The organism is Methylorubrum thiocyanatum (assembly GCA_014138645.1).
Taxonomy (GTDB): domain Bacteria; phylum Pseudomonadota; class Alphaproteobacteria; order Rhizobiales; family Beijerinckiaceae; genus Methylobacterium; species Methylobacterium thiocyanatum.
Map to the genome: position 1 here is coordinate 569,438 of JACJIB010000002.1, position 24,667 is coordinate 594,104.

The window sequence follows — 24,667 nt, forward strand, 5'->3', positions numbered from 1 at the left end:
AACGCGCGGCGGCCGGAAGCCCCGTGCGGCACGCCTACCCGTTAGCAGATGGCCCGGCCGGCCGCAAAACCGGACGGACCCGCGGATCTCAGGAGCCGGCGCCGCCGTCCAGCACGCTGACGGCGCGGCGGTTCTGCGACCAGCAGGAGATGTCGTTGCACACCGCAACCGGACGCTCCTTGCCGTAGGACACGGTCCGCATCCGCGAGGCGGAGATGCCGCGGGAGGCGAGATAGTCCTGCACGGTCTGGGCGCGGCGCGCACCCAGGGAATAGTTGTACTCGCGGGTGCCGCGCTCGTCGGCATGCCCCTCGATGAGGAAGCTGTAGCGCGGGTAGCGTTGGAGCCACGACGCCTGCTTGTCGAGGGTGGCGGTCGCGGTCGGGGTCAGGTCGGTCGAGTCGGATTCGAAGAACACCCGGTCGCCCACATTCACCACGAAGTCCTGGGCGCTGCCGGGACGTGCCACGCCCCCGGCGCCGTTGGCGCCGAAGCCGGATGCGTCGGCGAGATCGCTGTCCTTGCTGCAGGCGCCGAGTCCGAGTGCGGCGCAGAGGGCCAGGGTCAGGGATAGCCCACGGAAGCGCGCGGGTGTCGACATCGTCTCTCTCCTCACGGCCGGGCCGTGCCGGTTGTCCTGCCGGCGCCCACTCCGATCGTCTGGCGATCGCGGGCGGTTCCGACGTCCTGTTGGATGCGCCCCGATCACCGCATGCGGATCCGCGGCGGCCGAAGGCGTACTGGTTCCGAATGGTCTAATCGCGGATGGTTAAGTGTCTCTCACGAAAGCGCCCGCACCACTGTCCGTTCGCGAAACGGAGCGGCAGCGCCCTGCCGCGAGTGAGGCGACCGGCCTCGGCGCAAGCTCGACCGCTTCGTGATGGCAGTGTTCTGCCGAAGAATGCGGCGCGTCGGCGGCGCCGGCCGAGACGGCACCGCTTTGCTCTTCGATGTTGCCCTAGCGCAACAGGTGCTGCGTCAGACGCCGCGCAGGGTCGCGATCGCGAGGCGCGCATGGCGGGCGGCGTGAACGGCGGTCCCGAGCTGCGCCGCGATGTCCCCTCCCCGCAGGCACGCCTGCTCAAGCGCCGAACAGGCACTCGACAGATCGCCGAAGGCGAGCGCGCCGCTGGACGAGACGAGCACGTGGGCGTCGCGGGCGAGCTGCGCCGATTCGTCGGCGGGCGGATCGAGACGAAGCACGATCTCCCGGTCGAGGACCCCGAGCAAATCCATGAGGCGGGGGCGTCCGAACAGCCCCTCCAGCTCGGTCAGGGCGTCGGCATCGAAGACGGCCGACGGGGTGAAGCCGGGTTCAGCGGCAGCCAGCTCATTCATTCCGTTGCCCAGCTTTGTGAAAGCTTGCTATGCCGTCTTCGAGTTAATGTATCATTAACCGTTCGGCCGTGTGATGCGCGCACGCTCAACTGGATAAGGGCCATGCTCTCCGCCCCGACCGTGCTCATCGTCGAAGACAATTACCTGTTGTTGGAGATGCTGACGCGGCTGTGCGAGCGGGAGGGCATGCGCGTGCTGACAGCCTCCAGCGGCGAGGCCGCGCTGACGACGCTGCGGGACGGGGGCGAGGCCATCGATTGGCTTTTGACCGATATCCTCCTGCCGGGCCTGATCGACGGCTGGGTCGTGGCCGCCGCCTTTCGCGACCGTCATCCGCGGCGTCCCGTCATCTATGCCTCGACGGTGGCGCAGATCGAGGGCCGGTCGGTTCCGGGCAGCCTCTTCATCCGCAAGCCCTTTCACGCGCGGGAGATCGCGGAACTGGCGAGCGCGATCGTCGCCTCCCACGCCAAGGCGTCCCTCGCCGCGGATGGCGGGCATCGCGTCACCGGCTGACGCGGCTGACACCGGATCGCCCTACGCCGCCCCGTCGAAGAGGGCGCGGATCCCGGGTATCGCCTCCCAGCTCTCGACCCGGGTGCAGGTGAGATCCGCGGGCCGGTGCCGGGCGTACAGGGCAAAACTCTCGGCCACGAAGTCGGCCAGATCGAGCAGGCGCGGCGGGGTGCGGCGGCCATCCCCCTTGAACAGGGTCGAGCCCGCCACCCCGTACCGCTCGGCGATCCCCGGCAGGACCGGCCAGACCGGCTCGGCGGCCAGCGTGTCGGGCGCGTAGCGCTCGACCGGGAGGTCGAGCGGCGTGCAGCCCGCCTCGCGGGCGAGGCGGCGGGCGATGTCGCCCAGCACGGGAAGCCGCGGGTGGTTGATGACATGCATGAAGACGCCGCCGCGGCACCACAGCGCGAATTCCCACTCGAGGCCGAAGCCGACGTCGCGGGCAGTGCGCAGCAGGTAGTCGGCGCTCGCCTGCCACAGATCGAAATAGCCGAGCTGTTCGAAGACGGGGCCGGTATAGAGCCGCAGGGTCGCCTCGACGCTCAAGCCGCGACGGAAGCCCGCGAGCGCGACCGCCGAATGATACGGGCCGATCGGCGAGGCGACGAGCCGCGACAGCCGGAGGCTCGCCTCGTCGCCGACATGGACGAGATCGGGATGGAAGCCGGAGAACAGGATCGTCGGAAACAGCCGGAGGCCGGGGACGCGCTCGGCCAGGCCGTGGACGTTGCCCCCCGCGATAAAGCCCTCGGGGAAGAAGTGCGAGAAGACATGGTCGGCGCCGCTCAGATGGCGCGCGAGCCGGTCGATATGCCCGAACCGACGGTCGAGGCCGGCGACGAGGATCGTCTCGACCTCGGCGCCGGGCAGCAGCAGGCGTAGGGCCTGCGCCACGCCGGTCGCCTGGCAGTTGCCGATGACGGCGATGCGCGGGTGCCCGGCGGAGCGCCGCCACGGTCTCGCCCAGGATCGGGCGGAGAACGCCCGCGCCGTGACGGCCTGGACGGCCGGGGCGATCGGCTTGAAAAGGGCGGGGAGCGGGGCCAAACGGCGCGGCCTCTCGCGGGCGGGCGTGCAGGATCGGATCAGGCGATGAACCCTTACCGCGATCTACCGGCCGAGCAGTTCTGGCGCAAGGCAGTGGCGGGTGTGCCGCCTTTCGCCGTCGATCCCGGCCCACGCGACGCCTTCCGCATCGCCCGCACCGACCGGGTCGCCACCGCCGGCTCCTGCTTCGCGCAGCGGGTCTCGCAGGCGCTGGCGCGCGGCGGCTTCCGCTATCACGTCACGGAGGGGGCGCCCGAGGGGATGGGCGAGGCCGAGGCATCCGCGCGCCAGTACGGCACCTTTTCGGCGCGCTACGGCAATCTCTACGGCCCGCGCCAGTTCGTGCAGCTTTTCGATCGGGCGTTCGGCGCCTTCGATCCGCAGCTCAAGGCTTGGCAGCGGGAAGACGGTCGCTTCGTCGATCCGTTCCGTCCGACCATCGAGCCGGACGGTTTCGCCGACGCGGCGGCGGTGATCGAGGCGCGTGAGGGACATCTCGCCCGGGTGCGGACGCTGTTCGAGAGCCTCGACGTGCTGGTCGTGACGCTCGGCCTCACCGAGGGCTGGCGCTGCCGCGCCGACGGGGCGGCGCTCTCCCTCGCCCCGGGTGTCGCCGGCGGCCAATTCGACCCGCACGAGGTCGCCTTCGTCAATGCCGGCACCGCCGAGGTGATCGCCGACATGACCGGCTTCCTCGACCGGCTCTGGAGCGTGAATGCCGGCGCCCGGGTGATCCTCACGGTCTCGCCGGTGCCGCTGATCGCGACCTATCGCAATCAGCACGTGCTCGTCGCCAATGCCCATTCGAAAGCGGTGCTGCGGGCCGCGGCCGGAGAGCTGTGCGAGGGCGGTGACCCGCGGCTCGTCTACTTCCCCTCCTACGAAATCATCACCAGTCACACCAATGGCGGACGCTACTACGAGGAGGACCAGCGCAGCATCGCCGAGGCCGGGGTCGCCCACGTGATGCGCGCGTTCATGGCGAGCTTCTCGCCCGCTTCGGCGGAGACACCCGTGTCGCACGCGGTCCAGGCCAGCGAGGCGGAATTCGCCGGCACCGCGGGGGTCGTCTGCGACGAGGAGACGATCGAGCGCAGCCTCGTCTGAGGGACGGCCGTTCGAGGCGAGGCTATTTGAGGTGGGCGAAGTAGACGTCGCCCGCCGACCGCTTCAACTCGGCTCCGGCATCGCGGCCGATCGCGTCGGCTTCCGCCGCCGGCCCCTCGCGATGCACGGCCCAGTGGCGGCTGCCGTCGGGCAGGAACAGCAGGCCGTCGAGGGCGATGCGGTCGCCGTTCACCTGCGCGAGGGCGGCGATCGGCGTGCGGCAGGAGCCGTCGAGCTCGGCGAGAAGGCCGCGCTCGGCGTCGAGGGCCGTCGTCGTCGTGGCGCAGGCGACCGGGGCCAGCAGCGCCCGGATCGCGTCGTCGCCGGCCCGGCACTCGATGCCGAGCGCGCCCTGCGCGACGGCGGGGAGCATCTCCTCCACTGGAAGCACGCTGCGCGCGACATCCTCCATGCCGAGCCGCTGCAGGCCCGCGAGCGCCAGCAGCGTGGCATCGCATTCGCCCGCTTCCAGCTTGCGCATGCGAGTGTTGGCGTTGCCGCGCAGGGGGACGATCCTGAGATCGGGCCGATGCATCAGCACCTGCGCCCCCCGCCGCAGCGACGAGGTGCCGACCCGAGCCCCGGGCGGCAGATCGGCGAGGCCGTTGGCGGCACCGGCGCTGAGAAAGGCGTCGCGCGGGTCGTCCCGCTCCAGGATGCAGGCGATGGCGAGGCCGTCGGGCAGCCAGGTCTCCACGTCCTTCATGGAGTGGACGGCCACGTCGATCGTGTCGGCGAACAGGGCCTGTTCCAGCTCCTTCGTGAACAGGCCCTTGCCGCCGATCTCGGAGAGCGGCCGGTCGAGCACCCGATCGGCCACCGTCGAGACGACGACGATCTCCGTCTCCAGTCCCGGATTCGCCGCGACGATCCGGTCGCGGACCATGCCGGTCTGGGCGAGCGCCATCGGGCTGCCACGGGTTCCGATTCTCAAGGGGCGCGAGAGGCTCATCCCTGCGCTGTAGCCGAGACGGCGCCGCCCGTCACGCACCCGCGCGCAAGTGCGAGAGCGTGTGGGGAGTGGAGCGGGGCCTAGGCTCCGATCCGACGCTTTGTCGGAAAACTTTTCGAAAGGGGCTGGACACACCGGCCGGCCATTGCTAATTCGCCACCACCGCACGGGACTGGTGGCCCGGCGGTCCGGCCTCCCTAAAGAGGCTGAGGGCGCATAGCTCAGTTGGTAGAGCAGCTGACTCTTAATCAGCGGGTCCTAGGTTCGAACCCTAGTGCGCCCACCAAACATCTCACACACTTAGCAGCCAACGCCTTCGAGGCGTTGTCGACTTGCCGGAGCCGGGTTTCCCGCGGCTTTGCGGCTTGGGCTGATCTCCCCTAATTCGGTCGACTGTCTTCGCTTCGTGAGCGCGTCGCGCTCGTGATCCTGTTGGTGTGCATCGCGGCCTTGCTTCCGGGCGCGCGGTCTGTGCTGGCGCTCGGCCCTTCCGTGCTTCCGCCCGCCTGCGTCCATGCGCCCGACCGTGTCCGGCATGTCGGCGAGTTCGGCGGCGATCCGATCCTCGTGCGGGCAGTGCGGCTTAGGGACGTTCTCGACTGACGGTCCATAGCGTCTCAGCCACGTCCTCGGGTGGTGGTCCAAGTGCATGGTGGTGCGGCGGGCGACTTCATCGGAACCTGTCTTACGCGTAAGGATGCGCCTCGGCGTTTCGTCCGGAGATCGTGCCATGGCCCAACCCGCGGTAAGCCTCTACCAAGCCGGCGTCTTCGTATTCGGCTGCATGGTGATCCACGGCCTGCGCGCCTACGCCAGGTGGCTGACCCCGGTTCTGGTCGGTGTGGCGATGGTCCTGGCTGGCATCCTGGCCGTGGACTGGCTCTCGACCGTTCCCAACACGCTCGACTCTGACGCGCCGGAGGTACGAGCGATCACCGGATTTGAGTGACGACGCGTTGCGGGCCGGCGTTTGTTCGAGCGCGGTCTGCGGTGCAGGGAGCCGCCCCCGACCGCGTTTGCCGATGATGCCCGGTACAGCCGTGGTCCGGCCGGCAAAGCGGATGATGACCGCCTCGCATTAGATGGCGGCGCGCGTCTGCCACGCTCCAGCCTCGCTGTGGACCTCCATGAGTTTCCGACGGTGGATCGTCATGGTCCGGTGGCTGCGAGACCTCAGCCCTCTCTCACAATCGTGAGCCTTACCAGACCGGGCTTTCGCTCTGCGGCTTCGGAATCCGCGGGGGAGCAACGAATCCCGCAGTCGGCGGCATCGCGGAATGGGTGTTGTAGGGGATCGGTTCGCGCGGACTTTTCAGCTCTGCGGTCTGTGCAAGCGCGGCCAGACCCGCCGCAAACACGTTCAGAGACAAGAATCCGAAGCTGAAGAACCTCGAAGCGCCCCAACTGTGCAGCACCGCGGCTCCCGCAGCTCCAACAGCCACGAACCCGACGACTTGATACACCTCCCAGTCACCTCACTTTCATGCACGCGATAGTGCATAAATGATATATGGTGTGTGGTCTGTGCCGTCGCCGCGATCCGGCGCACCGACATCTCGGCTGCGTCAGGTCCAAGCTCGGAGGGGCTCGCTGAGATGCCATGCCCGCTCCGATCCGGTGATCGTCAGCGCCCCGGGAACTGCCGAGATACGACGCGTGGTCCAGTGCCTCTTTGCTACCCAGCGCAGGTCGGGACGCGCATGCAACGCTTCGCTGCTGTTTGTGCTTACTTGATGATTTTGGGTTTTACAGTCTTGAAGACGTGCGCCTGCACGGCTGTTCCGGCTCTCGGATGAAATCGGGGCACGGTTCGAACAGCACTGATGTCTTAGCCAGAGGCGAAGGCCGCGAATCGACGAGCGACTGTGAGCTGCGGCGTCCTGCACGTGCTGAAGATTGGTTGACGCTGACGGGACCGGCGTCTGCCTGGGGGCGGCGAGGTCGATCGACGACCACGACAACATGGGGTCGCGGTGTGGAGCCCGAAAGTGTCTGTCCGCCGAAGAAGCGGCGGCGGGAGACCAAACCCTTCGTCCTCATCGTTGCTTAACCGGCAGCGCCGCACGTTTCGCCGCAACGGCCTTTCATTCCAGCTGGTGCCGAACGCGCCGGTCCTCAGCACGAATCGGCGAGCCGCCGTTAAGTGATATGTAACTTGGAAAATTCATTTCGATGGAAATATGCAGACTTTGCGATCTGCGATGTGTCGATTGAGCAACGATCAAGAAACTCTCAAAAATTGACACGCAAAAACTGCTTTCAAAACGCTTAACTGCTCAGGCCGGTAATTTCGTGGTTGCTTTGCTCCGTCAGCAGCGGAGGACGCGACATGGCCGAAACATTCGACAATCAAACGTTCGGAGTTGGCAACTCAACGACTGGTGTTCTGCTTGGTGTTCCGCTGACGAACACGACGACGTTTACCGGAACCAATGCGGTGAGCGGGCTTACCGGCGTAACGATTGACGGTGCAGTCGATCAGCCGGGCTCTTCTGTTCAGGTCGCTCTCAACGTCGGTGGCGTTGCGCAAGCCAGCGTGGCGGGAACTTACCGCGGCTTCAGTCAATCCAGCCCAACCGCGGAGCCGATCTACTATTTCGATACGACCGTGGCTGGCGTTGGAACGCCGGTGACCGTCGCTGTCAGCGCGGGGCCCGTTCCTCTATTGAGTGCAGCCGCCCCGATCGACACCTCGAACGTGACGGCGCCCGACAGCCCGCTCATCGTCTGCTTCGTGACCGGCACACGGATCCGCACGGAGCGCGGCGAGGTCGCCGTCGAGGATCTGCAGATCGGCGATCTCGCCGTGACGGCCTCCGGCGCGCACAAGCCCATCCGCTGGATCGGCCACCGCCTCGTCGAGGCGGCCGATCACGCCGACCCGCAGGACGTCTGGCCCGTGCGCATCACCGCCGGCGCCCTCGCCATGGGCGTGCCGGTCCGCGACCTGCTCGTCTCGCCCGACCACTGCCTCGTGTTCGACGACGTCCTCGTCCCCGCCAAGCATCTCATCAACGGCGCGACCATCCGCCAGGAGGCGGTCGAGGCGGTCGGCTACTGGCACATCGAACTCGACAGCCACGAGGCTCTGCTCGCCGAAGGCGCGCCGGCCGAGAGCTACCGCGACTGCGGCATGCACGCCTTCTTCGAGGGGGCCGAAGGCTGGGGCCACCGCGTCGGCGACAAGGCGCCCGTCGCCCTGCTCGCGCCGCACGCCCTGTCCGGCCCGCGCCTGCACGGCGTCAAGGCGATCCTCATCGCCCGCGCCAAGCATCTGGGCGCGCGCCGTGTCGAGGATCCGGGCCTGCAGGTCGTGGCCGATGGCCAGGTGCTGACCCCGGCCTCGATCGACAACCGCCGCTTCACCTTCGCGGTGCCCGAGGGCACGCAGACGCTGGTTCTGCGCTCGCGCAGCTCGGTGCCGGCGCACTGGATCGCCGAGAACGAGGATCGCCGGACGCTCGGCGTGCGGGTGTCCGAGCTGTGCGCCGACGGCACCGCCGTGGCGATGGCGGACGCGCAGCTGGCGCAAGGCTGGAACGCGGTCGAGCCCAACGGCCAGGAGCGCTGGACCGAGGGCGAGGCGCATCTGCCGGTCTGCCGCGAGCTGTCGTTCCAGGCCGACTGGTTCCTGGGCTACCCGGTCGAGACCGTGTCGGAGCCGATGCCGGTGAACGCCGCCGTCTCGTTTGCAGCCCCGGTTCTGCGGCTCGTCGCCAACGGCTGATCGCAAGCACTTGAACGTCGCACGTCCTCGACAGCCCCGCCTCGGTCCGCCGAGGCGGGGTCTCTCGCGTCCGGCCGCCAATCCGTCGATGACGGTTCTGGAGGCTTATCGTCGAACACACGAGTCTGAGGGGCTGCGGGTGCCGGGGGGCGTTCACACGTCCAAGCGACGCACGAGGCTCATCCATCAAATGAGACGGATCCCGTGCACGTCGCCGCAACCGAGGCATCGTAGCCTCCGGGGATGAGTTCGCCTCACTCCGACCTGCGAATCCTGGGTGCGGCCGCTGCGCTCGGCGGTTTGATCCTGATGATGTGCGAACCCCAGCCCTCGCTCGCCTCGCTGGGCTGGGGGATCGCCGGTCTGCTGATCTTCGGAATTTCCCGGCTGGTGCCGGTGCGATCGGACAAGCCGGAGCCGGTCCAGCGAGGGGCTGAGGCGAACGGGTCGTCCCAGGATGCCGCGAGAACGACGCCGGGGGCCGAGCTGAGCCATCCGATCGATGCCACGCCCGCGGGTCTGCACGCCGCACTCGAGCGGCGCATGCGCGTGGGACGCCCGGCCCACCCATCGATGCGATCCTCGGTCCTGCCGCCGTCGCGGGCTTTGCGATGACCGTCGGCCGAGTCGAACCTGTCAGAGATCTCTCGGACGTTTGAACGCACCGATGAGGGCGCGAGAGGTGATCAAGACGGCGCTCAGGTTTTCCCGAGCGCGAGCGTTCCATCGTCCATGAACGAGAAGACGATGCCGTGGCTTCGCAGCGCCCTGACTGCCGCTTGGCAGGCGCGCCGCGAGGCGCTCTCGTCCTCGTCTTCGAGCCGGCGGACGGTCGAGAACGACAGGCCGGCCGCTTCGGCGAGTTGCTGCATCGACCAGCCGAGCAGCGCGCGGCCGGCGCGCAGATGCATCCCGCGGACGAGCTGCTCTAGGCTCTGCCGCATCGCATCGGGCGCCATCCCCGTGAGATGAAGGGGCGCGATGTAGTTCACCCAGCCGTCGGCATCGCCCGCGGTGTTCCGCATCGGCACCATCACCATGCGATAGGGCTTGATCTCGCCGTTGGCCAGGATGAGGCGGGGGCGTGTGTGGACGACCTTTCGCGCGAGGTAGAGTTCGCGGCCATGGTCGCGCCAGCGCGTGCGCTCCTCTTTCAGAACCGGAAGCGTCGGCTCCTCAAGCAGTTCCTGCCTCGGCAATCCGACGAGTTCCAGCCACTCCGGCGAGAAGTCGATATAGGGATAGACGGGAGTCACGGAGGTGAATGCGCCCGTCTGCTCGAAGAGGGTCCTCTTGCGCCGACGCTCAGCCGCCTGCGCACGCGCCAGCATTTCACGGTCGCTCACATCGATCAGCACGCCCATGGCCTGCAGCGGACGCCCGCTGGGCGCCACGATCACCTCGCCGCGGCTCATCACGGTGCGCAGGGTCCCGTCCGGACGGATGATCCGGAAGGTCTGCTGCGTCATCTGGCCGGTCTGGAGCAGTTCCGACGTCGAGGTGACCTTGTCCCGATCCTCCGGGTGAACGAGGGCGAGCAGAAGGCCGTATTCCGCCCGGGCCGTACTCGGCTCGAGACCGAGGATCCGAAAGAGGCCCGGTGACCAGACGTGCTCGTCCGTGGTGAAGCTCCAGGACCACGTCCCTGTCAGACCGAAGCCTTCGACCAAGCGCAGAACATCGTCGGATATGAGCGAGGACACGGCCGCGGACATGCGATGTTTTTATTACAAATGATTGTTTGTGTGGACGATTGCCGAGTGTCGCCGATACACAGCGTTCCCAGGTGTCTACTTGATGTCAATCGGATCGACGCTCTGCGTTGGGATTCCGACAATTCACCTTTTCGGTAATGAAACTGCGACGACGCTGTTGCGGGACAAGACATGCCCTCCGGCGGGCTCGACCTGCCTGACGGGAATTCGTGTCGAGCCGTTCAAGATCCCTGCCGTCGATCCGTGATCGCCTCCGCGCCGATCGGCCGATCTGGCGAGCGGGAACAGACCGAGCCTGCGGCTACGACGGTCGCCGGGACCGGAATGGATAGCGGCGCGCCCTCATCCTGCCCTGTGCCGGGCTTCGGCGGCGATCGGACTCCGAGGGAGGCGGATCCGGTCGCATGTTGCATCACCCTCCGCCGTGGCGATGGCGGCTTCCGCGACACGTCCGGTCCCTCCTTGGGACGCGCTTCACGCGTCGCCGACTTGCGTGGTCCTGGCGGGAGCGGGCGCGGTGTCCCTGCCGAGGCGAAGCACTGACAGGCCCGCCATGATCAGCAGGGCGGCGACGGCGGCGAGTGCGTGGTCGAAGCGGCCGGTCGCGTCGCGGATCCAGCCCATGAGAGCCGGTCCGGCAAAACCGCCGACGCTGCCCAGCGCGTTGATCAGCGCGATGCCGCCGGCGGCCGCGCTGCCGGTGAGGAGACGAGTGGGCAGCGTCCAGAAGGTCGGCAGGGCCGCGAAGACCCCCAGCGCCGCCGCGCTCAGCGCCACGATGGTGAGGAGCGGTGTTCCGACTTGGCTCGCGGCCAGAAGGGCGAGGCCGGCGGCCACGGTGGGAAGGGCCACGTGCCGGGTCCGCTCCCCCGTGCGGTCGGAGTGTCGGGTCCAGGCCAGCATCCCGGCCGCCGACACGAGGTACGGCACGGCCGTCACGAACCCCGTCGCCGTCGTCGTGAAGCCGAAGGCGCTCACGATCTGCGGCAGCCACAGGCCGATGGCGTAGAGGCCGGTGCTGAGCCCGAAATAGACCAGCCCCAGGCCGAGCACCCGCGGGTCGAGCAGGGCGCCGCCGAGATGCGCCGTCCGGTGCGGCCGCGAACGGTGATCCTCCGCCATCCGCGCGATGAGGTCCCTGCGCTCGTCGGCGGTCAGCCACGAGGCGTTCTCGGGCCGGTCCGTGAGCACGAACAGGGTGGCGAGGCCGAGAAGCAGGCTCGGGGCCGCCTCGAGCAGGTAGAGCCATTGCCACCCGGCGAGGCCGTGCCAGCCATCGGTGAAGCTCATCATGAGACCGGACAGGGGGGAACCGATGGCGGCCGAGAGCGGCACGGCCATCATGAAGGTGCCGACGATGCCGGCGCGCTGGCGGGCGGGAAACCAGTAGGTGAGATAGAGGATGATGCCCGGAAAGAAGCCGGCCTCGGCCAAGCCCAGCAGAACCCGCACGAGGTAGAACGACCACTCGCCGGTCACGAACGCGGTCGAGGCCGAAACCAGCGACCACGTCACCATGATCCGCGCGATCCAGAGCCGCGCTCCGACGCGTTCGAGGATCAGGTTGCTCGGAACCTCGAAAGCGACGTAGCCGAGGAAGAACAGGCCGGCCCCGAGCCCGTAGGCGGTCGCCGACAGGCCGAGATCGCGGTTCATGGTCAGCGCGGCGAAGCCGACATTCACTCTGTCGAGATAGGCGAAGAAGTAGCACAGCATCAGGAAGGGCAGCAGGCGCCGCGCCACCTTGCCCGTCAGCGCATCCGCCATCCCGTCGTCCTGTCCGCTCGCTTGCGCGGCCGCGCCGGCCCGTACGGCGCCCCGTCATGATCCTCGAAGCATCGCCGGATGCCGTGCATGGGACGCCCTCGTAACGAACTTGCCGGCGGCCGGATAGAAGCCGGCTCGCGCGCTCCGGGTGGGTCGTCGGCCGTCGCGAGCCCGGCGCCCGGAGGATCGGACAAACTATGTTATCCGGAACGTGAAGCGAGGCTATTCGCAGGTGATCCTGCCGCCGTGCCACGTCCCGTAACGGAACTGGCGCCGCGCGGCAGGGCTTTCCTTGTCACAGGACCGTGCTCCGGCAGGTTCCGAAGACGGTGACAGGAGGACGCCATGGGTTTGTTCACGAAGGACATCAAGTCGTTGGACGACCTCTTCGTGCACACGTTGCAGGATATTTATTACGCCGAGAACCAGATCACCAAGGCGCTTCCGACGATGATCGGAAAAGCGACGAATGCGGGCCTGCGCCAAGGCTTCGAGACGCATCTGCGCGAGACGGAAGGGCAGATCAAACGCCTGGAGCAGGTGTTCGAGATGCACGGTCACAAGCCGAAGGCGGTCAACTGCCCCGCCATCGACGGCATCATCAAGGAAGCCAATGAGACCGCGGGCGAAGTCGCCGACAAGGAGGTGCTCGACGCCGCCCTGCTCGCAGCGGCGCAGGCGGTCGAGCACTACGAGATCGCCCGCTACGGCACCCTCGTCGCCTGGGCCAAGCGGCTCGGACGCGACGATTGCGCCGCGCTGCTTCAGCAGACGCTCGACGAGGAGAAGGCGACGGACCAGAAGCTCACGGCACTGGCCGAGAGCCGGGTGAACCAGAAGGCGGCCTGACCGTGTCCGAGGATCATCCTCTGCCGCCGGCTCAGGGGCCCGTCCCGGATCGGGAGCGGCCGCGCGCCGAACCAACGCCCGGCCCCCACTCTCCACCCCCGCCGACCGAGGAGGGAACGCGGCCGCCGGACAAGGAGAAGGGCGGCTGAGCCGCCCCCTCTTCGGCTGGCCTCATCGCCGCCCCGGTACGCCTCAGCGCGGCATCCGCGTGCAGGCAGGGATCCTTGCATGCGAGGATCCCGGCACGTGGACGCTTGCGTCCGCTCACGCGACTGCCTCTGATCCGTTCGTACGCCCTCCACGCCGGTACTGCCGATGACCGCCCTCTTCCCCTTCGACAACAGCTTCGCGCGCCTGCCGGACCGCTTTTTTGCGCGGGTGGTGCCCACGGCGGTCGAGGCGCCGCGGCTCGTGCGGCTGAACCGGACACTTGCCCTCGATCTCGGCCTTGATCCGGATCGGCTCGAAAGCCCTGAGGGCTTCGACGTCCTGTCCGGGCGGCGCGTTGCGGAAGGCGCGGAGCCACTGGCTGCGGCCTATGCCGGCCATCAGTTCGGGCAGTTCGTGCCGCAACTCGGCGACGGGCGGGCCATTCTGCTCGGCGAGGTCGTCGGCCGTGACGGGCGCCGCCGCGACATCCAGCTCAAGGGCTCCGGTCCGACCCCGTTTTCCCGCCGGGGCGACGGGCGCGCCGCCCTTGGGCCGGTGCTGCGCGAATACCTCGTCAGCGAGGCGATGCATGCGCTCGGCATCCCCACCACCCGCGCACTCGCCGCCGTGACGACCGGCGAGCCGGTGATCCGCGAAACCGTGCTGCCCGGCGCCGTGCTGACCCGGGTCGCGTCGAGCCACATCCGGGTCGGCTCGTTCCAGTTCTTCGCCGCCCGCGGCGACGTCGAAGGGCTGCGTGCCCTCGCCGACCACGCGATCGCCCGGCACGATCCGGAGGCGGCGGAAGCCGAAAACCCCTATCGCGCGCTGCTCGAAGGCGTGACCCGCCGCCAAGCCGAGCTGGTGGCCCGCTGGCTCGGCGTCGGCTTCATCCACGGAGTGATGAACACCGACAACATGTCGATTGCCGGCGAGACCATCGATTACGGCCCCTGCGCCTTCCTCGATGCTTACGACCCGGCGACCGCCTTCAGCTCCATCGACCGGCATGGGCGCTACGCCTACGGCAACCAGCCGCGCATCGCGCTGTGGAATCTGACGCGGCTCGCGGAAGCCCTGCTGCCGCTCCTGTCGGAGGACGAGACCAAGGCCGTCGCGGAGGCCGAGGCAGCCCTGACCGGTTTCGCCGGGCTGTTCGAGGCGGCCTATCACGGTCTCCTCAATCGCAAGCTCGGCCTCACCACCATGCGCGACGGCGACCCGGCCCTGGCCGGCGACCTCCTGAAAACCATGGCCGAGAACGGGGCCGACTTCACCCTCACCTTCCGCCGTCTGAGCGCGGCCGCGCCGGGGGCCGGGCCTGCGCCGGAGCCCGAAGCGGTCGAGGCCGTGCGAAGCCTGTTTATCGATCCGACCAGCTTCGATGCCTGGGCCGAACGCTGGCGGCGCCGGCTCGACGAGGAGCCCGGTTCAGTCGCCGGGCGACAGGCGCTGATGCGGTCGGTCAATCCCGCCTTCATTCCGCGCAATCACCGCGTCGAGGCGATGATCGAGGCCGCCGTCGAGCGGCAGGACTTCGTGCCGTTCGAAACGCTTCTGACCGTCCTCTCCCACCCCTACGACGACCAGCCCGACTTCGCCCAGTTTGCCGAAGCGCCGGAAGGCGGCGGCCGCGGTTACCGCACCTTCTGCGGAACATAAGAATGAATACTTTCCTTGAAAAGCTCCATCGAGAACGGGTCAGGGATAGTTTAGTTCAATAACATGCGTAACATTTTCGACAAAATTTGGATATCTTGAAGTCAATCCTTCGGTAAGGATGCGTGCCTCATCCCCGTTCCGTCCTCTCGTCTTCTAGGATGTGTTCGGGGTTGTCGTTATGGCTGAAACCGTCCGCTTGAATCAGGCGGTTCGACTGTCGCTGGCCGGTCGCGTGGCGCTCCTCGGCAGCTTCTTCGTGCTGCTCGCGAGCCTGACCGTCGGCGGCTATCTGCTGTTCGAGGCGCGCGCCGTCATGCACGCCCGTGCCGCCGATGCGCTCGACAGCAGCATGCGGTTGCTCCGAGCCGGCATCGAGCAGGAGGCCGCGGGCGCGGATCTCACGCGCGCCGTCGATCGGGTCGAGAGCGTCACGGGCGGCACCGCAACGGTCTTCACCGGCGAGGTTCGCTCCGCCACCACCGTTCGCAAGCCCGACGGCGGCCGCGCCGTCGGTACCCGGCTCGCGCCCGGCCCCGTCCACGACACGGTGCTCGGCCTCGGCAAGACGTATCGCGGTGAGGCCGACATCCTCGGCACGTCCTACCTCACGCTCTACGAGCCGCTCCTGGGCACGGACGGGCACGCCACCGGCATCGTCTATGTCGGATTGAAGCGGGCCGACGTCCTCGCCGGGCTCGACCGGATGATGTGGCAGGCGGCTCTGGTCGGCGGCGGGATGATCCTCGCCGCGATGGTTCTCCTCCGCCTCGCGATCCGACGGACGCTGCGCCCGCTCGACGGGCTCGGCACCGCGATGACGCGGCTTGCCGACGGTGACGTGACGGTGGCGGTGCCCGGCCTGGACCGGCGCGATGAGGTCGGCCGCATGGCCGCCGCCGTGCAGGTGTTCAAGAACAGCCTGATCCGAAACCGGCACTTGGAACAGGAGGGGGCCGGCGCCCGCGCCGCTGCCGAGATCGAGCGCCGACACGCGCTCGACGCGATGGCCGAGGGATTCGAGCATGCGGTCGGCGGCATCGTCGGCATGGTGGCGTCCTCGGCCACCGAGTTGCAAGTCACCGCCGAAGCCATGGCGGCGACCGCGCGGCAGACGGCGAGCCGCTCCGGTCATGTCGCCGAGGCCGCCGAGGAAGCCGCCGCAAATGTCGGAACCGTGGCGGCGGCGGCCGAGCAGCTCGGCGCTTCGGTGCAGGAGATCGGCCGCCAAGTGTCGAACTCGTCCGATCTCGCCGCGATCGCCGTCTCCGAGGCGGATCGCACCGGGATCCTGGTCTACGAACTCGATGCGGTCGTCAGCCGGATCGGCGACGTGGTCGGCCTGATCGCGACCATTGCCGGTCAGACCAACCTGTTGGCACTCAACGCCACCATCGAGGCGGCGCGGGCGGGTGAGGCGGGCCGCGGCTTCGCCGTGGTCGCGGCGGAGGTGAAGGAACTCGCCAACCAGACAGCCCGGGCGACCGAGGAGATCTCCGGGCAGATCGGCCGGGTTCAGGGCGCGACCGGACAGGCGGTCGCGGCGATCGGCGGCATCACCGCCCGCATCCGCGAGATCAGCGGCGTCGCCACCGGCATCGCGGCGGCGGTCGAGCAGCAGGGTGCGGCGACCCAGGAGATCGTGCGCAACGTCGCCCGGGCCGCGACCGGCACCGGTGCGGTGACGTCGAACATCGTCGGCGTGGCGCGCGCCTCCGACGAGACCGGGGCGGCGGCCGCCCAGGTGCTTGCTTCGGCCTCGGAGCTGTCGCGGCAATCCGAGCATCTGAGCGCGGAAGTGGCCCGCTTCCTCGGCACGGTGCGAGCGGCCTGAAGCAGAAGGGTGTTGAGGCGGCGGATTATCTCAAGCTTTGCCGCCTCAAACACGTTGATCGCGGATTGACGGGCGGGTGCGCATCGCTTAATCCCCGCCCCTCACTTGCTGAGTGTCACTTGCCGAAGGTCGGCGAGGTCTCGGCGGACGGATCGACGATGCGCACGGTTCTTATCGTAGTGGAAGCGCCACGGACGGGGCGGGCTTGATCTCAAGCCCGACAGGCCCGGTCGGTGGCGCATGCAGGGTCCCTCGGGGCCCTTTTTTATTGCGCGAAATCCAGCGGGCCGGCATGCGGATCGGAACACGAAGAACGGATTGATGGAGGAGTCGATGAGCGGCGAGGTCATGACCGGGGCCCAGATGGTCATCCGGGCGTTCCAGGATCAGGGTGTGGACACCCTGTTCGGCTATCCGGGCGGCGCCGTGCTGCCGATCTACGATGCGCTCTTCGACGAGACCACCATTCAGCACGTGCTGGTGCGCCACGAGCAGGGCGCGGTCCATGCGGCCGAGGGCTATGCCCGTTCGAGCGGAAAGGTCGGCGTCGTCCTCGTGACCTCCGGCCCGGGCGCCACCAACATCGTCACCGGCTTGACCGACGCGATGCTGGATTCGATCCCGCTCGTCGCGGTCACCGGCCAGGTTCCGACGCACCTGATCGGCTCCGATGCGTTCCAGGAATGCGACACGGTCGGCATCACCCGGCACTGCACGAAGCACAACTACCTCGTCAAATCGATCGAGGATCTGCCGCGCATCCTGCACGAGGCGTTCTACGTCGCGAGCCACGGGCGTCCCGGTCCGGTCGTCATCGACCTGCCGAAGGACGTGCAGTTCGCTACCGGCGTCTACCAGCGCCCGAGCCACAACGGCCACAAGACCTACAACCCGCCGGTCCAGGGCGACGCGGAGAAGATCCGCGCCGCGGTCGAGCTGATGGCGGGCGCCCGCCGGCCCGTCTTCTACACCGGCGGCGGCGTCATCAATTCGGGGCCGGAAGCCTCCCGCCTGCTGCGTGAGCTGGTCGCCGAGACCGGCTTCCCGGTCACGTCCACGCTGATGGGGCTCGGCGCCTTCCCCGCCTCCGACGACAAGTTCCTCGGGATGCTGGGCATGCACGGCACCTACGAGGCCAACCTCGCGATGCACGATTGCGACGTGATGATCTGCATCGGTGCGCGCTTCGATGACCGGATCACCGGCCGCCTCGACGCCTTCTCGCCGTACTCGAAGAAGATCCACGTCGATGTCGACGCCTCGTCGATCAACAAGGTCGTCAAGGTCGATGTCGGCATCCTCGGCGATTGCGCCGCGGTGCTGGAGGAAATGCTCGCCCAGTGGCGTGCCCTGCCGAAGCAGCCTGACAAGGCGCGGATGGAGGACTGGTTCAACAAGATCAGCCGCTGGAAATCGCGCGACTGCCTCGCCTACTGGCCCTCGGGCACGATCATCAAGCCGCAATACGCGGTCCAGCGCCTCTACGAGGCCTGCAAGAACCGCAAGACCTTCGTCACCACGGAGGTCGGGCAGCACCAGATGTGGGCGGCGCAGTACTTCAAGTTCGATGAGCCGAACCGCTGGATGACTTCGGGCGGCCTCGGCACCATGGGCTATGGCCTGCCGGCGGCGATCGGCACGCAGCTCGCCAACCCGGACGGCCTCGTCATCGACATCGCGGGCGAAGCCTCGATCCTGATGAACATGCAGGAGCTCTCGACGGCGGTGCAGTACCGCCTGCCGGTCAAGATCTTCATCCTGAACAACGAGTACATGGGCATGGTGCGCCAGTGGCAGGAGCTGCTGCACGGCTCGCGCTACTCGCAGAGCTACTCGGAGAGCCTGCCGGACTTCGTGAAGCTCGCTGAGGCCTACGGCGCCAAGGGCATCCGCTGCGAGAAGCCGGGCGAGCTCGACGGCGCGATCCAGGAGATGCTGGCCTATGACGGGCCGGTGATCTTCGACTGCGTCGTCGACAAGACCGAGAACTGCTTCCCGATGATCCCGTCGGGCAAGGCGCACAACGAGATGCTGCTGTCCGACTATCTCGGCGAGACCGGGGTGGAGCTCGGCGATGTCATCTCGGCCGAGGGCAAGATGCTGGTCTGACCGGCCGGCATCGCGCGAACGCCCGGACGGCCATGCCCAGCGTCGCCCGTCTCACGGCGTCAGGACCTCCGTCCTCGGAGGCGCCTGACCCATCGGCGCGCCGCCAAACGGGTCCGTTTCGGCCAACCCGCGGGCGGCGGCAGGGCATCGTGCCGGGCCGGGTCGAGGCGGGGCACCGTCGCGGCCCGTGCGGCGGCGCTGAGATCGCTGCGCTTGCGCAGGAGCACGAAGAACTCGGACTCGCACGGGCGGGTCGGCTCCAGGGCCGCGCATTCGAACGGGAGCAGGTCGAGGGCGAGGAGTTCGGTGAGCACGCGGCCGAAGCTGTACGGGGTGAAGACCGTGCAGTGGACGTCGATGTGCCGCCCGCTGGCGACGGCGGTGGCGGTGGCGTCGAGCGCCGCGGGCGGACCGCCGACGATCGGCCTGTCGGGAACCGGCTGGCCGCGCCAGGTGGCGGGCACGTCGACCTCGCAGGCTCTCGCGAAATGTTCGTAGACGGCCTCCGGCGGCGGCGTCCGCAGCCGCAGCAGGTGGGCCGCGACGAGCGCTCCGACGCTCGTGGGCGTGCGGAAATGGTCGAAGGTGAAGCGCTTGTCCGGCACCATCAGGCAGAACACGCCGCCCTCGTTCAGGGCCTCGCCGCATTCCCGCAGCCAGCCGATGGCGTCGGGAACGTGCTCGACGACGTGCGAGGCGACGATGTAATCGACCGGGCCGCGCGAACCGAGCGCCCGCGGCAGGCCGCCTTCGCCGAGCACGACGTCGACGGGAACGATCCCCTCGATGCCGTCGGGGCCGAGGGTGGGATGGTCGCGGTACTGGTGCCGCAATCCCTCGGTCGAGAGATGGTCCGCGTAGAGGACGTTGCCGTCGCTCTTGAGGACGATCGGGCGCGAGAGGGGCCCAAGCTCGACACCGGTTCGGCCGTGCGGCACGACGAAATTCAAGACACGCTGACGCCGATCCATGGCGCGGCCGGTATCACGCCACCGGCAGGCGGGTCCAGCACGCCGGGGCCGACTTCAGGTGGCGAAAGCGGGATCAAGCAGGGACACAGTTGAGGGACGCCAGACGATGAACGCCATGAACACCCACTACCCCGAGCCGACGCGCATCGAGACCGTCAACCGCCATACCCTGGCGGTGATCGTCGACAACGAGCCCGGTGCGCTCGCCCGGATCGCCGGCCTGTTCTCCGGCCGCGGCTACAACATCGAGAGCCTGACCGTCTCCGAGACGGAGGAGGCGCGCCACCTCTCGCGCATCACCATCGTCACCACCGGCACCAACGCGGTGATCGACCAGATCAAGGCGCAACTCGACCGCCTCGTGCCGGTCCACCGCGTCGTCGATCTGACCCTTCAGGGGCAGGCGCTCGAGCGCGAACTGTGCCTCGTGAAGGTGGCCGGCACCGGCGAGCACCGGAGCGAGGCCCTGCGCCTCGCAGCCGCCTTCGGCGCCCGCACCCTCGACGCCACGCTGAACTCCTTCGTGTTCGAGCTGACCGGTTCGACCGAGGAGATCGACCGCTTCATCCGTCTGCTGACGGTGATCGGCCTCGTCGAGATCTCCCGCACCGGCATCGCCGCCATGGGGCGTGGCGCGGAGCCGCTGTAGCTGGGTTTTTCAATCGGGCGGCGCTATCCTTCGATAGCTGCCGTTCGGTTGAGGGAATGCCATGGAAGCGAAGCTGGTGCGCTGGGGCGACGGCCTCGCCGTGACGTTGCCCGCCGAGCAGGTACGAAGACTGGGAATGCGCGAGGGGCAGGTCGTCGAGATCGTCCCAAAAACTCCCCGCATGACGCTCGCTGAAATGATTGCGGAAATGCGTCGTCTCGGCCCCGCTTACGAGCCGGAAGCGGTGGATTGGGGGCCGGATGTCGGCTCCGAGATCATCGATGACGACGACCCACGCTGAGCGCGCGATCGAACCGGGTGATCTCGTCTTGGTCGATCTCGGTCCGGTGCGGGAAACCGAGCAGGACGGAAGGCGGCCGGCGCTGGTAGTCTCGTTTGCCGAGATGCACACGCTCACAAGGCGGGCTGTTGTCTGTCCTGTCACGGGCAACACGGATCCTTGGCCAACCAAAGTCTTCCTTCCCGAAGGGCTCGCCGTCAAAGGAGCCGTTCTGACGGATCAGGTTCGGTCGATTGATCGACGCAACCGCATCCTTCGTCACCTGGGTTCGGTGACGGATCACGTACTTGCCGACGTTCGGCATCAACTCGCCCTTATCCTTGGCCTGTGGATCGAGTGAGTCCCGCCATCATGACCACCCGCACCCTCTACTACGCCCCCGGCGCCTGCTCGCTGGCCTCACACATCGTGCTGGAGGAGATCGGCGCGCCCTATGAGACGGTCCGCCTCGACCTCGCCAAGGGTGACCAGCGAGCCCCGGAATATCTCGCGGTCAACGAGCGCGGGCGCGTGCCGGCCCTCTACGAGGACGGCTGGGTGCTCACCGAGAACGCGGCGATCCTGCGCCATCTCGCCCGCTCGCATCCGCAGGCCGCGTTGCTGCCCGAGGATCCGCGCGGGCAGGCGGTCGCCGACGAGTGGATGGCGTGGCTCTCCACCGGGCACCACATCGCCTATGCCCATGTCCGCCGGCCCGAGCGCTACAGCGCCGACGAGGCGGCCTTTCCCGACATCCGCGCCAAGGGCGCCGACACCTTCGGCGATCTCTGCACCATGACCGAGGTACGGCTCTCGGACGGCGGCTGGGCGCTCGGCGAGCGCTACAGCGTCGTCGATCCCTATCTCCTCGTGTTCTGGATCTGGGCGCGCGGACCGTTCATCGGTTTCGACATGCCCAACCAGTTTCCTGCCTGGACGGCGCATGCCCGCCGGATGGCCGCGCGACCGGCGGTGCAGTCGGTCTTCGCCCGTGAGGGTCTGGCCCTTCCGGCCTGACGCGTCCGAAAGCCTTCGATCATGGAGCGAAATGCTGCGCCCGGCACAGCCGGACGTGGCTTGGAAATCGCTTGGCCGTGAGACCGTCGCACCTCGCCGTGCGGAATCCGACGAAGGTGAAGCTTTCGCGGGCAGGATGGAACGCGCCGGGCGCGAACCGGTTCTGCCGCTCAAGTTCGGGCAACGAGGACGAGACGAGGACGACCGGCGACGATGTGCGGAATCTGCGGAGAGATCAATTTCGGCGGCGCGGCCGACCCGAATGCGGTGCGGGCGATGATGGAAGTCCTGCGACCCCGCGGGCCCGATGCCGGCGGCATCCACGGCCAGGGCAGGGTCGTGTTCGGGCATTGCCGCCTGAAGATCATCGATCTGTCGGAGGCCGGTCAGCAGCCGATGGTCGATGCGGAACTCGGTCTCTCGATCGTCTTCAACGGCTGCATCTACAACTACAAGGATTTGCGCCAGGACCTGGAAGCCAAGGGCTACCGCTTCTTTTCCACGAGCGACACCGAGGTCGTGCTCAAGGCGTTCCACGCCTGGGGCCGGGACTGCGTGAAGCGCTTCCTCGGCATGTTCGCCTTCGCGGCCCACGAACGCGACTCGGGCCGCGTGACGCTCGCCCGCGACCGGCTCGGCATCAAGCCGCTCTACTACGCCGAGACGGGAAGGCGCTTCCGCTTCGCCTCGTCGCTGCCGGCCCTGCTCGCCGCCGGCGACATCGACACGACGATCGATAAGGTCGCGCTCCACCACTACATGAGCTGGCATGCGGGGGTGCCGGCGCCGCTGACGATCCTCAAGGGCGTGCGGAAGGTCCACCCGGCCACCACTCTGACCTTCGAGCCAGACGGCACGCGCCGGGAGGAAACCTACTGGTCCCTCGTGGTCGGCCCGCGCGAGGAGGACCGCCACATGACCGAGGCGGATTGGCGCGCGGCGGTGCTGGATTCCCTCGGCACGGCGGTATCCCGCCGCCAGATCGCCGACGTGCCGACCGGCGTCCTGCTCTCGGGCGGCCTCGATTCGTCGGTCATTGTCGCGCTTCTGGCCAAGAATGGGCAGAGCGGCCTGAAGACCTTCTCGGTCGGCTTCGATGCGGTGAACGGCGTCGAGGGTGACGAGTTCAAGTATTCCGACATCATCGCAGAGCGGTTCGAGACCGATCACGCCAAGCTCGTCGTGGACGGCTCGCGCACCCTGGAGGCCCTGCCGGCGGCGATCCACGCCATGGCCGAGCCGCAGATGAGCCACGACGCGGTGGCCTTCCTCCTGCTCTCGCAGGAGGTCGCCAAGCACGTGAAGGTGATCCAGAGCGGCCAGGGCGCCGACGAGGTGTTCGGCGGCTACCACTGGTATCCGAAGCTCATGGGCTCGACCGATCCGACCGCGGATTACGCCCGAGCCTATTTCGACCGCGACCATGCGGAGATGCGCGAGGCGCTGACCCCGGATTACGTCGATGAGGATTACAGCCGCGACTACATCGCCCGCTTCTTCGCCGAATCGCGGAGCCAGAGCGCTATCGACAAGACCCTCGACCTCGACCAGCGGATCATGCTGGTGGACGATCCCGTAAAGCGGGTCGACAACATGACCATGGCCTGCGGGCTGGAGGCGCGGGTTCCCTTTCTCGATCACGAACTGGTCGAACTCGCCGGCCGCATCCCCGCCGAGCTGAAGGTGCGGGACGGAGGCAAGTACATCCTCAAGGAGGCCGCCCGCGCCGTCGTGCCGGCCGAGGTGATCGACCGGCCGAAGGGCTATTTCCCGGTGCCGGCGCTGAAGCACATCCGTGGGCCGTTCATGGAATTCGTGCGCGACGTCCTCGACCGTCCGGCGGCGCGCGAGCGCGGCATCTTCAACCGCTCTTACGTCGATCACCTGCTCGCCGATCCCGACGGGACGCTGACACCGAAGGGCAATTCCAAGCTCTGGCAGGTCGCCCTGCTCGAAGCGTGGCTGCAGTCGCACAGCATCTGATCGGCCTCTCCTGCGTTGCCCGCATGACCCTCCGCGCCGATACGGCGTCGGCGCATGCGGCTGTGCTCAAGGTGACGCGGATTCTCCACGATCATCCCCGATGCGCGGTGGCTTGGAATGCAAGGCTGGGGAGACCCGATAAGATGTGTCGCTGGATCGCTTACCGAGGCCGCACGATCCCGCTTGAGCATTACGTGACCGAGCCGGCGCATTCACTGGTCTCGCAGAGCATCAAGGCGCTCGAATCGACGGCGAGCACCAATGGCGACGGGTTCGGCCTCGGCTGGTACGGCGACCATCCCGAGCCCGGCCGCTTTCGCGAGGTGCAGCCGGCCTGGTCCGACGAGAACCTGCGCTACATCTGCCGCCACCTGCACTCGCACTTGTTCTTCGCCCATGTGCGGGCGGCGACCGGGACGCCGATCACCCGGCCGAACTGCCATCCCTTTGCCTGCGGGCCCTGGCTGTTCATGCATAATGGTTATGTCGGCGACTGGGCGCGGCTGCGCCGGCCGATCGAGGCGCTCATCCCTGACGAACTCTACCCCTCGCGCAACGGGACGACGGATTCGGAGGCGCTGTTCCTCGCGATCCTGGGCCAGGGCCTGATGGCGAGCGAGACCCCGCGCGACCCCATCACCGCGACGGCCCTTGCGCTCGCCAAGGTGACGGAACTCGTCGGCGGCATCGAGGGCGGGCACCCGTTCCGCTTCACCGCGGCGCTCGCCGACGGGCGCGACCTCTACGCCTTCCGCTACGCGGCCAACGACGCGGCCAACAGCATGTACTACCGGCAGTCGGCGGACGGGGTCGTCGTGGTCTCGGAGCCGCTCGACAAGGAGCACGCCACATGGACGGCGGTTCCGGACAACAGCGTCGTCATCGCCCGCAAGGACGCGCTGGTGGAGGTCGTTTCGCTGAAGGAATTCGGGCTCGCCCGCAACTCACGCCTGCCGCAGTTGCAACTGCAGCTGAGTGCGTGAGGGAAAAGTAGTGC

21 protein-coding genes and 1 tRNA gene are annotated in these 24,667 nt (G+C 68.0%); 15 read left to right on the forward strand and 7 right to left on the reverse strand.

The genetic code is table 11. The features are described from left to right. Positions 1 to 88: 88 nt before the first annotated feature. Together pal and HNR51_RS06475 are read right to left on the reverse strand one after the other, a co-directional pair. Positions 89 to 601 carry a peptidoglycan-associated lipoprotein Pal gene (pal, locus tag HNR51_RS06470; RefSeq protein WP_012457077.1) on the reverse strand — a complete coding sequence of 171 codons (513 nt, stop codon included), beginning with the start codon at positions 599 to 601 and terminating at the stop codon, positions 89 to 91. A 377-nt stretch (positions 602 to 978) separates the two neighbouring features. Further along, on the reverse strand, positions 979 to 1,338 hold the full coding sequence (locus HNR51_RS06475; RefSeq protein ID WP_012457078.1) for an Hpt domain-containing protein: 360 nt from the start codon (positions 1,336 to 1,338) through the stop codon (positions 979 to 981). A 102-nt stretch (positions 1,339 to 1,440) separates the two neighbouring features. Between HNR51_RS06475 and HNR51_RS06480 the strand changes: the two genes are divergently transcribed. Further along, a complete protein-coding gene (locus tag HNR51_RS06480) occupies positions 1,441 to 1,854 on the forward strand; it encodes a response regulator (protein ID WP_182554361.1) in 414 nt (137 codons plus the stop codon). Between the two features lie 21 nt (positions 1,855 to 1,875). Here the strand turns inward: HNR51_RS06480 and HNR51_RS06485 are convergent, their stop codons facing one another. Next, a complete protein-coding gene (locus HNR51_RS06485) occupies positions 1,876 to 2,901 on the reverse strand; it encodes a WcbI family polysaccharide biosynthesis putative acetyltransferase (RefSeq protein WP_182554362.1) in 1,026 nt (341 codons plus the stop codon). Positions 2,902 to 2,946: 45 nt separating this feature from the next. Between HNR51_RS06485 and HNR51_RS06490 the strand changes: the two genes are divergently transcribed. Further along, positions 2,947 to 4,008, forward strand: coding sequence for a GSCFA domain-containing protein (locus HNR51_RS06490; RefSeq protein ID WP_182554363.1), 1,062 nt, complete (start codon positions 2,947 to 2,949; stop codon positions 4,006 to 4,008). Between the two features lie 22 nt (positions 4,009 to 4,030). Here the strand turns inward: HNR51_RS06490 and hemC are convergent, their stop codons facing one another. Next, positions 4,031 to 4,960, reverse strand: coding sequence for a hydroxymethylbilane synthase (gene hemC, locus HNR51_RS06495; protein WP_182554364.1), 930 nt, complete (start codon positions 4,958 to 4,960; stop codon positions 4,031 to 4,033). 210 nt (positions 4,961 to 5,170) lie between these two features. Here hemC and HNR51_RS06500 point away from each other — a divergent pair. The 3 genes from HNR51_RS06500 to HNR51_RS06510 all read left to right on the forward strand — a co-directional run bounded on the left by HNR51_RS06500 (position 5,171) and on the right by HNR51_RS06510 (position 8,687). Continuing rightward, a tRNA-Lys gene (locus tag HNR51_RS06500) sits at positions 5,171 to 5,246 on the forward strand. 444 nt (positions 5,247 to 5,690) lie between these two features. Further along, positions 5,691 to 5,909 carry a hypothetical protein gene (locus HNR51_RS06505; protein WP_182554365.1) on the forward strand — a complete coding sequence of 73 codons (219 nt, stop codon included), beginning with the start codon at positions 5,691 to 5,693 and terminating at the stop codon, positions 5,907 to 5,909. A 1,716-nt stretch (positions 5,910 to 7,625) separates the two neighbouring features. After that, entirely contained in the window at positions 7,626 to 8,687 is a 1,062-nt protein-coding gene (locus tag HNR51_RS06510; RefSeq protein ID WP_239681525.1) for a Hint domain-containing protein, read from the forward strand. 698 nt (positions 8,688 to 9,385) lie between these two features. Here HNR51_RS06510 and HNR51_RS06515 read toward each other — a convergent pair. Both HNR51_RS06515 and HNR51_RS06520 read right to left on the reverse strand, forming a co-directional pair. Beyond that, on the reverse strand, positions 9,386 to 10,402 hold the full coding sequence (locus HNR51_RS06515; protein WP_182554367.1) for a PAS domain-containing protein: 1,017 nt from the start codon (positions 10,400 to 10,402) through the stop codon (positions 9,386 to 9,388). 474 nt (positions 10,403 to 10,876) lie between these two features. Further along, entirely contained in the window at positions 10,877 to 12,169 is a 1,293-nt protein-coding gene (locus tag HNR51_RS06520; RefSeq protein ID WP_182554368.1) for an MFS transporter, read from the reverse strand. A 345-nt stretch (positions 12,170 to 12,514) separates the two neighbouring features. On the opposite strand from HNR51_RS06520, the gene HNR51_RS06525 reads away from it, so the two are divergent. The 4 genes from HNR51_RS06525 to HNR51_RS06540 all read left to right on the forward strand — a co-directional run bounded on the left by HNR51_RS06525 (position 12,515) and on the right by HNR51_RS06540 (position 18,770). Next, entirely contained in the window at positions 12,515 to 13,018 is a 504-nt protein-coding gene (locus HNR51_RS06525; protein ID WP_012457089.1) for a YciE/YciF ferroxidase family protein, read from the forward strand. A gap of 315 nt (positions 13,019 to 13,333) precedes the next feature. Then, a complete protein-coding gene (locus HNR51_RS06530; protein WP_182554369.1) occupies positions 13,334 to 14,830 on the forward strand; it encodes a protein adenylyltransferase SelO in 1,497 nt (498 codons plus the stop codon). 178 nt (positions 14,831 to 15,008) lie between these two features. Then, complete coding sequence (locus HNR51_RS06535) at positions 15,009 to 16,661, forward strand: methyl-accepting chemotaxis protein (RefSeq protein WP_373325207.1); 1,653 nt, start codon at positions 15,009 to 15,011, stop codon at positions 16,659 to 16,661. A gap of 333 nt (positions 16,662 to 16,994) precedes the next feature. Continuing rightward, entirely contained in the window at positions 16,995 to 18,770 is a 1,776-nt protein-coding gene (locus tag HNR51_RS06540; RefSeq protein WP_012457092.1) for an acetolactate synthase 3 large subunit, read from the forward strand. A gap of 59 nt (positions 18,771 to 18,829) precedes the next feature. Here HNR51_RS06540 and HNR51_RS06545 read toward each other — a convergent pair whose 3' ends face one another. Further along, positions 18,830 to 19,741, reverse strand: a complete 912-nt coding sequence (locus HNR51_RS06545; protein ID WP_182554370.1) for a methyltransferase domain-containing protein — start codon at positions 19,739 to 19,741, stop codon at positions 18,830 to 18,832. Positions 19,742 to 19,847: 106 nt separating this feature from the next. Here HNR51_RS06545 and ilvN point away from each other — a divergent pair, with 106 nt between their 5' ends. From ilvN to HNR51_RS06575, 6 genes are all read left to right on the forward strand, one after another. After that, the gene (gene ilvN / locus HNR51_RS06550) at positions 19,848 to 20,390 is read left to right on the forward strand and encodes an acetolactate synthase small subunit (protein WP_012457094.1); all 543 of its coding nucleotides are present in this window, start codon (positions 19,848 to 19,850) and stop codon (positions 20,388 to 20,390) included. A 61-nt stretch (positions 20,391 to 20,451) separates the two neighbouring features. Next, positions 20,452 to 20,691 (forward strand): AbrB/MazE/SpoVT family DNA-binding domain-containing protein, encoded by a 240-nt coding sequence (locus HNR51_RS06555; RefSeq protein WP_182554371.1) that lies wholly within the window; start codon positions 20,452 to 20,454, stop codon positions 20,689 to 20,691. Further along, positions 20,672 to 21,031, forward strand: coding sequence for a type II toxin-antitoxin system PemK/MazF family toxin (locus HNR51_RS06560; RefSeq protein WP_182554372.1), 360 nt, complete (start codon positions 20,672 to 20,674; stop codon positions 21,029 to 21,031). Before HNR51_RS06555 ends, HNR51_RS06560 begins: the two co-directional genes overlap by 20 nt. 11 nt (positions 21,032 to 21,042) lie before the next feature. Beyond that, positions 21,043 to 21,687 (forward strand): glutathione S-transferase family protein, encoded by a 645-nt coding sequence (locus tag HNR51_RS06565; protein WP_182554373.1) that lies wholly within the window; start codon positions 21,043 to 21,045, stop codon positions 21,685 to 21,687. Between the two features lie 213 nt (positions 21,688 to 21,900). After that, the gene (locus HNR51_RS06570) at positions 21,901 to 23,670 is read left to right on the forward strand and encodes an N-acetylglutaminylglutamine amidotransferase (protein ID WP_182554374.1); all 1,770 of its coding nucleotides are present in this window, start codon (positions 21,901 to 21,903) and stop codon (positions 23,668 to 23,670) included. 143 nt (positions 23,671 to 23,813) lie between these two features. Beyond that, a complete protein-coding gene (locus HNR51_RS06575; RefSeq protein ID WP_012457099.1) occupies positions 23,814 to 24,653 on the forward strand; it encodes a class II glutamine amidotransferase in 840 nt (279 codons plus the stop codon). The last annotated feature ends 14 nt before the right edge of the window (positions 24,654 to 24,667 follow it).